Origin of the sequence: Streptomyces echinoruber, from assembly GCF_014651135.1 — a bacterium.
GTDB lineage: Bacteria > Actinomycetota > Actinomycetes > Streptomycetales > Streptomycetaceae > Streptomyces > Streptomyces echinoruber.
Genome location: NZ_BMWH01000005.1, coordinates 93,158 through 106,671, shown reverse-complemented (window position 1 = coordinate 106,671; position 13,514 = coordinate 93,158). Strand labels below are relative to the sequence as shown.

General features: G+C 72.1%; 15 protein-coding genes. 10 read left to right on the top strand and 5 right to left on the bottom strand.

Going from position 1 to position 13,514, the window contains the following annotated elements:
• The first annotated feature begins 19 nt into the window (after positions 1–19).
• The 6 genes from IE225_RS09460 (at position 20) to IE225_RS09430 (ending at position 6,114) form a co-directional block, all read left to right on the top strand.
• Positions 20–325: an antibiotic biosynthesis monooxygenase family protein gene (locus IE225_RS09460; RefSeq protein WP_190056943.1), complete on the top strand. Its 306-nt coding sequence runs from the start codon at positions 20–22 to the stop codon at positions 323–325.
• A gap of 158 nt (positions 326–483) precedes the next feature.
• Entirely contained in the window at positions 484–2,280 is a 1,797-nt protein-coding gene (locus IE225_RS09455; protein ID WP_190056942.1) for an FAD-dependent oxidoreductase, read from the top strand.
• Positions 2,277–3,065 (top strand): SDR family oxidoreductase, encoded by a 789-nt coding sequence (locus IE225_RS09450; protein WP_190056941.1) that lies wholly within the window; start codon positions 2,277–2,279, stop codon positions 3,063–3,065. The genes IE225_RS09455 and IE225_RS09450 overlap by 4 nt, the downstream gene beginning before the upstream one ends.
• A 191-nt stretch (positions 3,066–3,256) precedes the next feature.
• On the top strand, positions 3,257–4,477 hold the full coding sequence (locus IE225_RS09440) for an FAD-dependent monooxygenase (RefSeq protein ID WP_190056940.1): 1,221 nt from the start codon (positions 3,257–3,259) through the stop codon (positions 4,475–4,477).
• A 153-nt stretch (positions 4,478–4,630) separates the two neighbouring features.
• Positions 4,631–5,416 carry a cyclase family protein gene (locus tag IE225_RS09435; RefSeq protein ID WP_190056939.1) on the top strand — a complete coding sequence of 262 codons (786 nt, stop codon included), beginning with the start codon at positions 4,631–4,633 and terminating at the stop codon, positions 5,414–5,416.
• A 149-nt stretch (positions 5,417–5,565) separates the two neighbouring features.
• Entirely contained in the window at positions 5,566–6,114 is a 549-nt protein-coding gene (locus tag IE225_RS09430; protein ID WP_190056938.1) for a nuclear transport factor 2 family protein, read from the top strand.
• A gap of 188 nt (positions 6,115–6,302) precedes the next feature.
• On the opposite strand, the gene IE225_RS09425 is transcribed toward IE225_RS09430, so the two are convergent.
• The 5 genes from IE225_RS09425 to IE225_RS09405 all read right to left on the bottom strand — a co-directional run bounded on the left by IE225_RS09425 (position 6,303) and on the right by IE225_RS09405 (position 9,777).
• On the bottom strand, positions 6,303–7,019 hold the full coding sequence (locus IE225_RS09425) for a hypothetical protein (RefSeq protein WP_190056937.1): 717 nt from the start codon (positions 7,017–7,019) through the stop codon (positions 6,303–6,305).
• The gene (locus IE225_RS09420; protein ID WP_190056936.1) at positions 7,016–7,249 is read right to left on the bottom strand and encodes a hypothetical protein; all 234 of its coding nucleotides are present in this window, start codon (positions 7,247–7,249) and stop codon (positions 7,016–7,018) included. The genes IE225_RS09425 and IE225_RS09420 overlap by 4 nt, the downstream gene beginning before the upstream one ends.
• Positions 7,250–7,327: 78 nt before the next feature.
• Positions 7,328–8,518, bottom strand: a complete 1,191-nt coding sequence (locus IE225_RS09415) for a helix-turn-helix domain-containing protein (RefSeq protein WP_190056935.1) — start codon at positions 8,516–8,518, stop codon at positions 7,328–7,330.
• A gap of 120 nt (positions 8,519–8,638) precedes the next feature.
• Positions 8,639–8,848: a hypothetical protein gene (locus IE225_RS32990; RefSeq protein ID WP_229879356.1), complete on the bottom strand. Its 210-nt coding sequence runs from the start codon at positions 8,846–8,848 to the stop codon at positions 8,639–8,641.
• 419 nt (positions 8,849–9,267) lie between these two features.
• Positions 9,268–9,777, bottom strand: a complete 510-nt coding sequence (locus tag IE225_RS09405) for an ATP-binding protein (RefSeq protein WP_190056934.1) — start codon at positions 9,775–9,777, stop codon at positions 9,268–9,270.
• Positions 9,778–10,026: 249 nt separating this feature from the next.
• On the opposite strand from IE225_RS09405, the gene IE225_RS09400 reads away from it, so the two are divergent.
• The 4 genes from IE225_RS09400 to IE225_RS09385 all read left to right on the top strand — a co-directional run bounded on the left by IE225_RS09400 (position 10,027) and on the right by IE225_RS09385 (position 13,507).
• The gene (locus tag IE225_RS09400) at positions 10,027–11,376 is read left to right on the top strand and encodes an NsdA family TPR-like regulatory protein (protein WP_190056933.1); all 1,350 of its coding nucleotides are present in this window, start codon (positions 10,027–10,029) and stop codon (positions 11,374–11,376) included.
• A gap of 223 nt (positions 11,377–11,599) precedes the next feature.
• Entirely contained in the window at positions 11,600–11,818 is a 219-nt protein-coding gene (locus IE225_RS09395) for a hypothetical protein (RefSeq protein WP_308432465.1), read from the top strand.
• Complete coding sequence (locus IE225_RS09390; protein ID WP_229879355.1) at positions 11,815–12,249, top strand: hypothetical protein; 435 nt, start codon at positions 11,815–11,817, stop codon at positions 12,247–12,249. The genes IE225_RS09395 and IE225_RS09390 overlap by 4 nt, the downstream gene beginning before the upstream one ends.
• A 61-nt stretch (positions 12,250–12,310) precedes the next feature.
• The gene (locus tag IE225_RS09385; RefSeq protein WP_229879354.1) at positions 12,311–13,507 is read left to right on the top strand and encodes a transposase; all 1,197 of its coding nucleotides are present in this window, start codon (positions 12,311–12,313) and stop codon (positions 13,505–13,507) included.
• Positions 13,508–13,514 lie beyond the last annotated feature (7 nt).

Sequence of the window (13,514 nt, the reverse complement as noted above, 5' to 3'; positions counted from 1 at the left end):
ACGAACAGGAGAACAGGACATGGCCACGCTCATCAACGAACTCAAGGTCATCGGCGACGTCGAGGACTTCGAGCGCATCACCGCCGGCATCACCGAGTACATGCGGCAGCAGCCCGGCTACATCAGCCACCGCATGCTGCGCTCCCTGCGCCGTCCCGGCGTCTTCGTGGAGATCGCCGAGTGGGAGCGGCCCGAGGACCACGTCCGCGCCGTGCAGAGCGAGGGCTTCCGCAGCCGGGTCCAGGAGCTGGCCGGCGTGATCGAGAAGCCGAGCCCCGACCTGTACGAGCCGGTCCACGAGAGCTCCGCCGCCCCCGCGGCCTGACCTCGTATCCGGAACTCCCGTATCCGGAGCTCCTGTATCCGGAACTCCCCTATCCGGAACTCCCATAGCCGGAAATCCCCGTACCCGGATCCCCGCCCGCCCCGGCCCCGGCGCCCGCGCCGCGCGGCCCGGGGCAGCCGGAAGGAGGCTTGAGGACAGTGCGAGAACCCGTCGAGGTGCTCGTCGTCGGCGCCGGGCCGGTCGGGCTGACCGCGGCCTACGAACTCACCCGGCGAGGTGTCCGGGTGCGTCTCGTGGACGCGGCCGCCGGCCCGGCCGTGACCAGCCGCGCGATCGCCACGCATCCGCGGACGCTGGAGACCTACGACCAGATCGGGCTGCTGGACGCCGTGCTCGCCCGGGCCCGGCGCATCACCGCGTTCACCCTCTTCCAGAACGGGCGCCGGCTCGCCCGGCTCGACGCCGACTACGGCGCCAGCCCCACCCGGTTCCCGTTCACCGTGACCATCGAGCAGGTCGCCACCGAGGAGGTGCTGCGCGACGCGCTCGCCGCCCTCGGCGTCCACGTGGAGTGGGGCGTGCGCCTGGAGAACTTCGGCCAGGACCGGGAGGGGGTCACCGCCCTCCTCCGCGCCGCGGACGGCGGCACCGAGGCCGTCCGCGTCCCCTGGCTGGTCGGCACCGACGGCGGACACAGCACCGTCCGCAAGGTGCTGGGCCTGCCGCTCGTCGGCGAGTCCAACGAGACCTGGCTGCTCGCCGACGCGGTGGTGGACACGCAACTGCCGCCCAACAGCATCTACTTGATCAGGGTCGACGGCGGCACCCTGATGATGGCGCCGATGCCCGGCCGGCGCCGCTGGCGCATGCTCGACACGGTCGACGTGCGCTACGGCGGCGACGACGCCGCGGTCGCCGAGCGCTTCTCGCGCAAGCTCACCGCCGGACTCGGCCACGAGGTCCGCGTGGACACCCCACGCTGGGTGTCGGTGTTCACCGCGCAGCAGCGCATGGTGCCGGAGATGCGGGTGGGCCGGGTCTTCGTCGCCGGGGACGCCGCCCACGTGCACAGCCCCGCCTCCGGCCAGGGCATGAACACCGGGATCCAGGAGGCCTACAACCTCGCCTGGAAGCTGGCGCTGGTGGTGCGCGGCCACGCCCGCGAGGAACTGCTCGACACCTACGCCGCCGAGCGGGTGCCGATCGGCCGCACGCTGCTCAGCTCCACCAAGCGCGCCACCCAACTGGTCGCCCTGAAGAACGCGTTGGCCTCGGTGGCACTGCCGGTCGTCTTCACCGCCGCCCGGCTGCTGCCGCCGCTGCGCAGGAAGATGCAGCGCACCGCGCTCGGCCGGGTGTCGGGACTCGACATCCGGTACGCCGACAGCCCGTTGACCTCCGCCCGGCACGCGCCCGGCCCCGGGCCGCGGCCCGGGGAGCGGATCGGCCAGGTGCTGCCGGAACGGGCGGCGAGCGCCGGCTGGACGGCACTCGCCGACGAACTGCGCGACCCGCGCTGGACCTTGCTCTCCTTCGGCGACGGCCCGGCGGTGCGTCAGGCGGCCGACCGGTACCGGCAGTGGCTGTCCGTGCGCACGGTCACCGCCACCGCGTCCGTCACGCCCACCGCCGCCACCGCGTCCGTGACGCCCACCACCGCCACCGCGCCCGCCGCGCCCACCGCCTCCGCCGCCTCCACCGCGCCGGACGGGCCGAGCACCCCCGTGCCGCTCACCGGACCGGGGCAGGTGCCGCACGGCACCCCGGTGCCGCTCGCCGACCCCGGGCAGGTGCTGCGCGCGGATCTGGGCGCGGCACCCGGCGCGTGGCTGCTGATCAGGCCGGACGGCTACCTGGCCGCCCGCGGAACGTCGCCGGCCGACCCCGCCGCGCTCGCGGCCCTGGCCCGGGCGCGCGGTGCCGAACCCGCCCCGCTGGTCCCCGCCACCCACACCACCACTGCTGCTCACACTGCTGCTCAGGAGGAACTGTGACCACGGCATCCGCGCCGCGGGCGGCGGAGGCCGCCACACTGGGGCTGGACGGGCGCGTCGCGCTGGTCACCGGGGGCACCCGGGGCCTGGGCCGGGCGATCGCCCGCAAGCTGTGCGCCTCGGGCTGCGACGTGTACCTCAACTACGCCGACAGCGACGCGGACGCCGAGGAGGCGGTCGCCGCGCTGCGCGGGCTGAAGGGCACCGCCGTCGCGGTGAAGGGGGACATCACCCGCCCCGAGACGCTGCCCGGCCTGCTCGACCGGATCACCGGGCGCCACGGCCGTCTCGACATCCTCATCCACAACGCGGCGTCCTTCCACCCGATGCCGACGCTGGCCGCCTCGGTCCCGGACGTCCACCGGGACGTCGCGGCGGCCGTCGACCCGCTGCTGCATGCCGCGGCGCGGCTGGCCGAGGCGATGGCCGGCGGTCCCGGCCGCGTCGTCGCCGTCTCCAGCCTGGGCGCGCGGGCGGTCGTACCCCGCTACGTCGGCCTGGGCCTGGCCAAGGCCGCGCTGGAGAGCCTGGTCCGCTACCTGGCCGCCGAACTGGCGCCGCGGGGCATCGCGGTGAACGCGGTGAGCACGGCCAAGCTCGACAAGGGCGGCCCGGCCGCCGTCAACCCCGAGGCCGCCCGCGCTCTCGCCGCGCGCACCCCGGCCGGCCGGCTGACCCGGCCCGAGGACCTGGCCGACGCGGTGGCGCTGCTGTGCACGGACGAGGCGGCCTGGATCCACGGCCAGGTGATCACCGTGGACGGCGGTTCCCGGCTGCGGGCCTGACCATGACCGACCTGCCCGTACGGACCGGGCCGACCGCGCGGACCGGGCCGACCGTGCGGACCGGGCCGACCGTGCGGACCGGGCCGACCGTACGGACCGGACCGACCGTACGGGCCGGGCCGACCAGGCCAACCAGTCCGATCAACCCAACGGGTCCGACCAGCCCGACCACCAAGGAGGGGAAGAGCACCGTGACCGACATCAGGACCGACGTGTGCGTCGTCGGCGGCGGTCCCGCCGGGCTCACCCTTGCGCTGCTGCTGCTCAGATCAGGGGTGCGGGTGACCGTGGTGGAGAAGGCCCGCGGCCTCGACCGCGAGTACCGCGGGGAGATCCTCCAGCCCGGCGGGCTCGCCCTGCTGGACCGGCTCGGGGTGCTGCGGGACGCCCGCGACCGGGGGGCCTGCGAGCTGACCCGGTTCCGGCTGACCGACTCCCGCCGGGTGCTGATGGATTTCGACTACCGGCGCCTGCCCGCCCCGTACGACCACCTGCTCAGCCTCCCCCAGCGCCACCTGCTCCAGGCGCTGCTGTCCCGGTGCGAGCGGTTCGAGGAGTTCCGCCATCTGCCGGGGCACGGCGTGGCGCGGCTGCTGGAGGACGGCGGCGCCGTGCGCGGCGTGACCACCAAGGGCCGCGACGGCGCCCGCACGGTGACGGCCCGGGTCGTGGTGGGCGCCGACGGCCGGTACTCCAAGACCCGCACCCTGGCCGGCATCGCCCACCGCCGCCACGACGTGTTCGACATGGACGTGCTGTGGTTCAAGCTGTCGGCCGATCCCACCGGCGTCGTCCGCATCCACCGCGGGGCGGGCGGCCCGGTCATCGCGTACGACTCCCACCCGGGCAGCGTCCAGATCGGCTGGACCCTGCCGCACCACAGCTACCGGGAGACGGCGGCCCGCGGCATCGAGCACGTGCGGGAGCAGGTGGCCCGCTCACTGCCCGAGTACGCGGACCGGATCCGCGCGTCGGTGGGGGCGCTGACGGACCTGACGCTGCTGGACGTCTTCGCCGCCCGGGCCGAGCGCTGGGTGCGCGACGGGCTGGTGCTGATCGGCGACGCCGCCCACACCCACAGCCCGCTGGGCGCGCAGGGCATCAACCTCGCCGTCCAGGACGCGGTGGTCCTGCATCCCGTTCTGGTCGACGCGCTGCGCCGGAGCACCGGCGCGGTCGGGGCCGACCTGCTCGCCGCCTACGAGCGGGAACGCGCGGCGGACATCGACGCCGTGATGCGGCTGCAGGTGATGCAGAGCAAGGGCATGTTCGCCGAGGGCCGCCTCGCCGCGACCGTCCGCCCCCGCATCGCCAAGGCCGTCAGCCGCACCCCGCTGGGCCGGCGGATCACCCGCCGGATCGCCTACGGAAACCCCGCCATCCAGGTCCGCGAGGACCTCTTCACCACCTGACCACCCGTCGAATCCACTGCCTGACCACCCATCGAGTCCACCACCTGACCACCTATCGAACCCACCCACCCGACCACCCACCGAATCCTCCGCCCGACCACCCATCGCATCCACGCCCGACCACCCGTCAAGCCGCCGAGCCACGGAGAGACCATGCGGTACATCGACCTGTCGACCCCGATCGACGCCTCCCAGTGGGAGCCGGAGCCCGTCACCCACGAGATCGTGACCCCGGCCGAGGGGGCGCGGCAGATGGCCAAGGAGATGCGGGAGAACTTCAACCTGGAGTTCGACCCCGCCGAACTGCCCGACGGCGAGCTGCTGTCCATCGACAACCTCACCCTCAACAGCCACACCGGCACGCACATCGACGCCCCCTCCCACTACGGGTCCCGGGCGAACTACGGCGACGGCCGCCCCCGCACCATCGACGAGATGCCGCTGGACTGGTTCTTCCGTCCAGCGTTCGTGCTGGACCTCACCGACGCGGGCGTGGGCACCGTGGACGCGTCGGTGGTCGAGAAGGAGCTGGACCGCATCGGCTACCGGCCGCAGCCGTACGACATCGCGCTCATCAACAGCGGCGCCTGGCGCAACGTCGGCACGATGCAGTACTTCACGGACTTCGTCGGCCTCGACGCCTCGGCGACCGCGTTCCTGCTCGACCTCGGGGTGAAGGTCATCGGCACCGACGCCTTCAGCCTCGACGCCCCCTTCGGTCACATCCTGAGCACCTACGCCCAGACCAAGGACAAGAGCGTGCTGTGGCCGGCCCACTTCGCGGGCCGCGACCGCGAGTACTGCCAGATCGAGCGCCTGGCCAACCTGGACCGGCTGCCGCGGCCGTACGGCTTCAAGGTCTCCTGCTTCCCCATCAAGATCGCCGGTGCGGGAGCGGGCTGGACCCGCGCGGTCGCCCTCGTCGACGACGAGGACTGACGGCCCGCGCCACCCGCGCCACCCGCGACGCCCGCGTCGCCCGCGACGAGCCGGGGCCGGTCCGCGGACCGGCCCCGGCTCCTTCCCTGCCCCGGCCCCGCATCCACCCACGGCAACCGGCAACCGACGACCGACAAGGAGCCCCCACGATGACCACGACGACGCCCCCGACTACGACACCTCCGACGCCCCCGACCGCCGCGACCGCACCGTCCCCCACCCCTCCCCTCGCCCCTGCTCCCACCCCTGCCCCCGCCCCTGCCCCCACCCCGTCCCTCTTCGCCCGGCTCTACGCCGAGGTGCAGCAGTTCTACGCCCACCACTTCCACCTCCTGGACGCCGGCGCGGCCGAGGAGTGGGCCGCCACCTTCACCGAGGACGGCTTCTTCCACCCGGAGACGCTGCCCGAGCCGGTGTCCGGCCGGGCGGCGCTGGCCGCGGGGGTGCGGCGCACCCACGAGGAGCTGGCGGCCGCGGGCGTGCAGCGCCGGCACTGGCACGGCATGGTGTCCGTGATGCCGCGCGAGGGCGCCGAGGTGCTGGACGTGCGCTGCTACGCGCTGATCTTCAGCACGCCCCGGGGCGGCTCCGCCGAGCTGCGCATGACGTGCGTGTGCGAGGACGTACTGGTCCGCGTCGACGGCACCTGGCAGGTCAAGGAGCGCCGCGTCACCCGCGACGACCGCCCGACCGCCTGACCGCGCCCACCGCCCGACACCGGCGCCCGGCGGGAGGAGGCCGGAAGGCCGGTCGCGCCCCGTATCCGATGGGTGGTCGCGCGGGCGGGGCGGGGCCTTGCCCCCTCCCCGGCGGGCGGGCCGTCGGCCACGGGGGGAGCCGACGAGCCCGTCGTCCGCCGGAGAGGGGAGTCGATGAGCGCGCCCGGTCAGGAGGCGCGGGATACCGTCGTGTGCCGCAGCTCGTCCATCAGTTCCTCCAGGTCCACGGCGCGGAACGAGCCCAGGCGGCGCACCAGTTGCGAGGCGAGCATCGTGGGCAGGTTGGGGTGCCCGTAGGGCAGGGGCGCGTCGGGGCGCGCCATCACCTGCACGCCGTCCTCGCCGTAGCCGTAGACAGTCCCGTGCACCCCGTACAGGGGTGCGCTGAGCGTGAGGAACACCCTCGGGTCATCGCGCAGGTGCGGGCAGAGTCGGGCGGCGGCGCGTACGTGCCTGGGGCACACCGGCGGCTGGTTGGTCAGCACCAGCGGCCCGTCGGGGTCCACGTCCTTGGGCCCGGCGAGGAAGACGTAGCCCAGGGGGGTGCGCGCCGGGTGGTTGCAGACCTGGCAGCGCAGGGTCTGCATCGTCGCCCGCTGCCGGGCCGGGTGCATCATCCGCCACTGCGGGGCGCCCAGCGGCATCCCGGACTCGTCCAGCGGATTGAAGGAGCACCGCGCCCACAGCACGCCCCGCACGTCCCGGTCCGCCGGCTCCTCGTCCCGGTAGTGGAGGCGGTAGCCGCCGCCCTTCACCGGGCGCAGTACCAGGTTGGCGGGGGCGGCCTCCTCGCCCTGCCGCTGGGTGATGTAGGGAACCAGGCTCGGCTCGGTCGTACGCACGCGGGGGTTCGTCTGGGCGATGACAATGTGCGGATCGCTCATAGGCCCAGCCTCGTCATCCTGTTGCGGGCGCTGTTGCGCGCTCGCATCTCCTCCAGGGCCGTGACGGGGCCGATGTCGCCGGGGTCGACCTCCCACTCCCTGCCGCCTCCCGGCGGCCGCATGAGGAGGCGCCCGCCGGCTTCGCCCATCAGGACGCCGACCTTGTTTCTGACGGTGTCCTTGGCCAGGTCGCCGATACCCGGCCGGCTCTGTTCGTCGTGACCGTCCATGACCACGAAGCTACGAGCGGCAATCACCCCGCGTCGATGGCACTTTCACTGAGCGTCAGGCAGAAGTGCCACGGAGTGTCACACCGGCAGGCGCACCAGGCCGGCGAGTTCGCGCATGTCGGGCGTGAGGGTGCGGCGCCTGCTCACGATCCGGCCGAGGATGTCACGGGCGTACCGCTGGTTGGGCAGCCACTGCGGAGAACCGTCGCGGATCTTCTTGAAGGTGTCCACGGCCTCCGCGTACCGCCGTAGCTGCGTCTGCGCGTCCGCCACGTCGAGCAGGTGCCGGTTCCGGTTGTTCGACGTCGGCTTCAGGCTGTCCGTGGGGATGCGCGAAGCCAAGGTGAGCACCTTGTCCGGCGCACCGGCCACCATCGCGTTCTCCGTGCGTTTCAGGGCCACCGTGACGGGCCCGAAGGTGCGCAGGAAGTCCTTCTCGGGCGTGCACTCGCGCCCCAGCGCCACGGCGGCGGAGTGCGCCAGGCGCAGGGCGTCCTCGGCCTCGCCGGGCCGGTTGTCCCGGATGGCCGCGGCCGACATGCGCAGCAGGAGCCAGCCCCAGGCGCTCAGTTCGGCCGGTGTGGCGCGGGACATGCGCGGCTCGACCTCGTCGGCCCACCGGACGGCCAGTTCACGGGCCTCGGCGAGCCTCCCGCGGCGCAGCAGGAGCCAGCACTGCACGCTGACGGTCGAAGCGCTTTGGACGCGGTCGGTCGCGTCGTCCAGGGCCCGTTCCAGGGCCAGCTCGGCGACGTCGAACTGCCTGGTCTGGGTCATCAGCCAGCCGGTGAGCTCCAGAAGGCGGGCGCGGAGCGGACGGCCGCGCGGATCGGTCTCGGCGAGCACTTCGGCGTCGCGCAGCAGGGGCGGGAGAGCCGTGGTGAGCTCGTCGAAGCGGTCGTGGGAGAACAGGGGCACCACGGCTTCGAGTGCCTCTCGCACGCCGCCGTAGGTGGGCGGCTCGTCCAGTCCACCGGACTCGGGAGAAGGCCCGGGGGAGGCCGCGAGGGCGGCGTGCACGGCCTCCCAGCGGTCCGCCGTGCCGGAGTCCGCCGCTTCCTCCGCGTGCTCGGCCACGAGCCGGGTGGTGGGTACCTTCAGTGCCTTGGCCAGTTGACGGGCCGTCTCCAGGCGCGTGTCGTTGCGCTCGCCCTGCTCCAGCTTGCGGACCAAGGAGAGGGAGACGCCCGACTGCTCGGACAACTCGCGCTGGCTCAGGCCCCGGCGCTTTCGGATCTCCCGAAGCCGTTCACCAAGGGGGGCGCTCATACTCCCGAGAGTACGGCTTCGGGCGGGAGGCGTCCCGGACACGGGGAAGTCCCGCGCAGGCGGAGCATTCTTGGCGTCGGGCCCGTCGTCCGCGGAGAGGGAAGTCGAGAGCGCGCCCGGTCAGGACGTGCGGGGTTCCGCCGTCGTGTGCCGCAGGGGATGCAGCAGCTCCTCCAGGCCCATGACGCGGAACGAGCCCAGGCGGCCCACCAGTTGCGAGGCCAGGAACGTGGCGAGGTTCGGGTGCCCGTAGGGCGGCGGCGCGTCGGGGCTCGCCACCACCTGCACGCCGTCCTCGCCCGCTGCCGGGCCGGGTGCATCATCCGCCACTGCGGGGCGCCCAGCGGCATCCCGGACTCGTCCACCGGGTTGAAGGAGCACCGCGCCCACAGCACGCCCCGCACGTCCCGGTCCGCCGGCTCCTCGTCCCGGTAGTGGAGGCGGTAGCCGCCGCCCGGCACCGGGCGCAGTACCAGGTTGGCCGGGGCGGCCTCCTCGCCCTGCCGCTGGGTGATGTAGGGAACCAGGCTCGGCTCGGTCGTACGCACGCGGGGCTCGTCTCTTTCATCTCGGAGTGGACAGGGATCGGTGGGCGGAGGCACACGACGACGATCGCGCCCGGCACGACGATCACGGCCATGAGAGACACCGTCACCGCCGAACAGACCTGCCCGTACATCAGCCGCTCGGTCGGCGGCCGGTGCCGGCGGGCGCAGCGGTGTGTGCCCGGGCGGGCGGGGAAGACGGGGTCAGGCATCGGTTTTCTCAACGGTCGCGTCGAAACAGAGCAGGACGGTGGGCACCTGGCACCAGGCCACCGAGCCGTCAGGGCTGAAACCCCACTCACCCTTGAGCTCCGACACCAGGGCGTCGACGAGGAACAGGCCCCGCCCGCTCACCGCCTCCGCGTCGGCGTCCTGGGGAACGGGGATGGCCGAGGGCGTGTGGTCGTGGACCTCCAGGCGCACCGCGCGGTGCGTCGGCATCCGGCCGCGTACGGCGAACTCCTCGCCCCGGCCGTGCAGGACCGCGTTCGTACACAACTCGGAGACCACCAGCTCCAGAACGCCGACTTGCGGCTCCGGCAGCCGGCAATGCCGCCGGGCCCACGCCGTGCACGCCTGCCGCGCGACCCGGACACGGGACGGCTCGCAGAGCAACACCATGTCGAGGCACGGAAGGCCGATCGGCGGCATCTCCTGCCCCCGAGGCACGGCTGCCTCCAGCGGGCTGATCTCTCCAGCAGCTCTGGGGGACATACGAGATACTCCCTGATCTGTGTCCGCTCTCCTCGGGAAACGGGAAGCGGACAGGGCTGTCAACGACTGTCTGCCGCTGCGGCTGCACCTCTGTTCGGTGATGAAGTGCCGGCCGCCTCCGCTCCGAAGAGCCAAGATCGGTCACTTGACTCGTAAGAGGTAACCGCGTGCTCACTGTCTGCGGGTACCGTTGGGGGAAGGCCGGACCGTGAACACCGTGAACGCCATGGAGCTGCCGGGAGTTGAGACATGGCCGCGAGGAAACGCACGCCCAACCCTGCTTTGGACAGGCTGCTTGAACAGGCACGGTGGACGCGCACGCAACTGGCCCAGCAGGTGAACAGACTCGGCCCGCAAGCCGGACTGCGACTTTCTTACGATCGGACGGCCGTTGCGCACTGGATCGCCGGCACGCCACCGAAACCCGAGGTCAGGCCGTTGATTCTGGAGGCGCTGTCCGCTCGGTTAGGGCGGCCGGTGACTCACGAGGAGGCCGGCCTTCAACCCGCCGTGTCCGCCGACGGCTCCCAACTAGTCGATTCTGTAGAAGAGTTGGTCGACCTAGGAAGAGCGGATATGGACCCATCCCGTCGCGGCGTCCTGACCACGACCCTGTTCTCCGCGGCTCTTTCCGTGCCCGCGTTCAAGCACACGGCACGGGCCGCCGGCGACCCAGTCACCCCGGGCAAGGCCACCACCAGGATCGGCGCCTCCCAAGTTGCGTCGGTGCGTTCCATGACGGAGCGGATCGCCGACATCCTTGACGAGTTCGGTGCCGGTCACGCACGGCCCATGGCGGCCGCGTTCCTCGTCAACACGGTCGGACCGTGGCTCAAGGCGCAGGCATCCGAGTCGGTGAAGCGAGACATGCTCGCTGCCGCGTCGGACCTGACCTATTTGACCGGGTGGATGGCCATGTACGAGAAGGCCCACGGCTTGGGCCAGAGATACTACGTGCAGGCCCTCAAACTCGCCGACGAGGCAAACGACCACATCACCTACTGCCGTACGCTGCGCGGCATGTCACTTCAGGCGTCGAACCTCCGGCACGGACGGATGGCGCTGGAGTTGGCGGACTCCGCGGCCGAGGCCGCGCCGTCGGCCGGTCCTCGTCTGGTGGCGTTCCTGCGCGGGCAGCAGGCCCACGCGGCGAGCATGGTTGGCGACCGTCGACAGGCCCACGCCCGGCTCCGGGAGGCTGAGAAGGCGCTGTCGAAGGCCGACAACCGGCGCGACGCGATCGGCGGCTACGACCAGACGGCCTACCTGTTCCACGTCTCTCACGTGCTGTTGGAGGAGAACGACCTACCCGGCAGCATCGAGGCCTTGCGGCAGTCCATCAGGGTCCAGCCGGCCAAAGAACGGCAGGGCCGCGTCCACGCCTATGCACTCCTGGCGCAGAGGCAACTGCGGTACGGGCATCTCGATGCGTCGTGCGCATCGTGGGGCCGGTTCCTGGACGAGTACGAACACGTGTCGTCTGTGCGCGGAGACGACCACTTCGCCACGATGCGCAAGGAACTCGCGCCGTACGCCAAGACGCGGGCGGTGCGGGAGCTGGCCGGTCGAGTGCGCGAGGTTGCAGCGGCCAAGGCATGAAAATGGTGGTGCCTCCGGAGGAGCTGTCGGCACACTCCGGAGACACCTTTCACCATGCGGGCGGTCGTGCACCGTGGCCGCGGTATTCACCTCCGGTGACCGGCGTCCGCGTCGGCTGCGTTTCCGCAGTTCGCGCCCGGCACACGGCGCCCGCAGTCGCGTCGGCCCGGCGCGTCCCGATGAGCGCCGGTATAGGCATCCCGCAGGCGAGCGCGCTCTCGCCATGTGCCGACTCGCACTTGCCCAGCTCCGCCAAGGGGAGCCCGAGCAAGCCACCCGGACGGCCTCCAACGTCTTCACGATCATGGACGGCACTCCCCTGCCCGGACGGATGCGCACTCTGATCGGCGACTTCCACCGGGACCTCTTCCGGTGGGCGCCGTCCACGTCCTACGCCCGTGACTGGGCGGACCGCATGCGAGAGGAAGGGAGCCGAGCGTGACCAGCAGCGTGATCGACCTGCGGCACTACCGTCAGGGGAACCTTCCGGACGGCTTCAAGGAACTGCTGATCAACGTACACGCCGACGCCTACGCCGATGCCATGGACGATGAGTTCCACCAGAGGTTCCCGTGGTTCGTGGACCACTGGTCCAGCATGGACGGCTTCACCTGCGTCGTGGCCTTCGACGGTGAGGAACCGACCGGCTTCGCCTACGGCGCCCCGCTCCAGCCGGGCCGGGAGTGGTGGCGCTCCACCGACTATCAGCCGCACAACGGCCACACCTCCACCTACGCCGTCTCTGAGCTTGACTCTGTCGGGGATCTTGGAGTTTCCCGGTGCGCTGGGGTGATCGGTGGGCATGCTCGGGATGTTCCGAGAGCCTATGCAGTTGTCGAGGTGTCCGTTGTCGCTCCGTCCTCGTTCCGGTGAGCAAGTCCCGCCTCTGACCGCGCAGATCGCGAGGGCGAGCAACCCGGGCGGTACGGCGGCGATGTGGGTGAGAGACCGCCTGGACGGGCTGTGGCGTGACGAGGACTTCGCGGACTGGTATCCGCGTGACGGACGTCCGGGCCTCTCGCCCGCCCAGTTGGCCACCGTCTGTGTGCTGCAGTTCGTGCTCGGTCTGTCGGACCGGCAGGCCGCCGAGGCGGTGCGCTGCCGCATCGACTTCAAGTACGCCATGGCCATGGAGCTGGACGATCCCGGCTTCCACCACAGCGTGCCGGCCGACTTCCGCGACCGTCTCACCGAGGGCGACCGCGCCGACCGCCTCCTCGACCTCGCCCTGGCCCGCCTCAAGGAGGCCGGCCTGGTACGCGAGCGCACCACACAACGCACCGACTCCACCCACGTCCTGGCCGCGGTCCGTGACCTGACCCGGCTGGAGATGGTCACCGAAGCGGTCCGCGCCGCGCTGGAGGAAGTCGCCGGCACCGCCCCGCACCTGCTGGACGAGCTGGTCGACGAGGACTGGGGGCGCCGTTACGGCCGTCCGGTCCGCCTGGGGAAGAACCCCACCAAGCCCAAGACCAGGATCCTCGCCACCGGCAACGACGCCGTCCGGCTCCTGGAGCACCTCTACCAGCACGGGACAGACCGCGCGTCCGGCCCCCGCGTCCAGGCACTGCGCCAGATCCTGGTGCAGAACTGTCACCGCGATGCCGCAGGCCACTTGCGCCGGCGCACCGCCGAGACCGAAGACGGACCCGGGCTGCCACCCTCGTCCCAGGCGATCGTCTCGCCCTACGACGACTCGGCCCGCTACGCCCGTCACGGGCACATCATCAGATGGAAGGGGTTCTCCGCCCATCTGACGGAGACGTGTGCTCCCGACGGCCCCAACGTGATCACGGACGTGGCCACCACCGCCTCCACCCCCACGACGGCAAGGTCCTGCCCGGCATCCACACCCGCCTGCACCGCCGCGGCCTGCTGCCCGCCGAGCACCTGGTCGACAGCGGCTACACCTTTCTGCCCCACCTTGCACAAGCCGCACGTGACCACCAGGTCACCGTCTCCGGGCCGCTCCGTGGCAACCCCACCCGGCAACACCGCCGAGGTGAAGGCTTCGCCCGCGACGACTTCCACATCGACTACGACCGCCGGCAGGTCACCTGCCCCCAGGGGCAGGTCAGCCAGGGCCGGCACGGCCCCTACCCGGCCTCCTCACCCACAGCAGCCCCGCTGATCGTGGC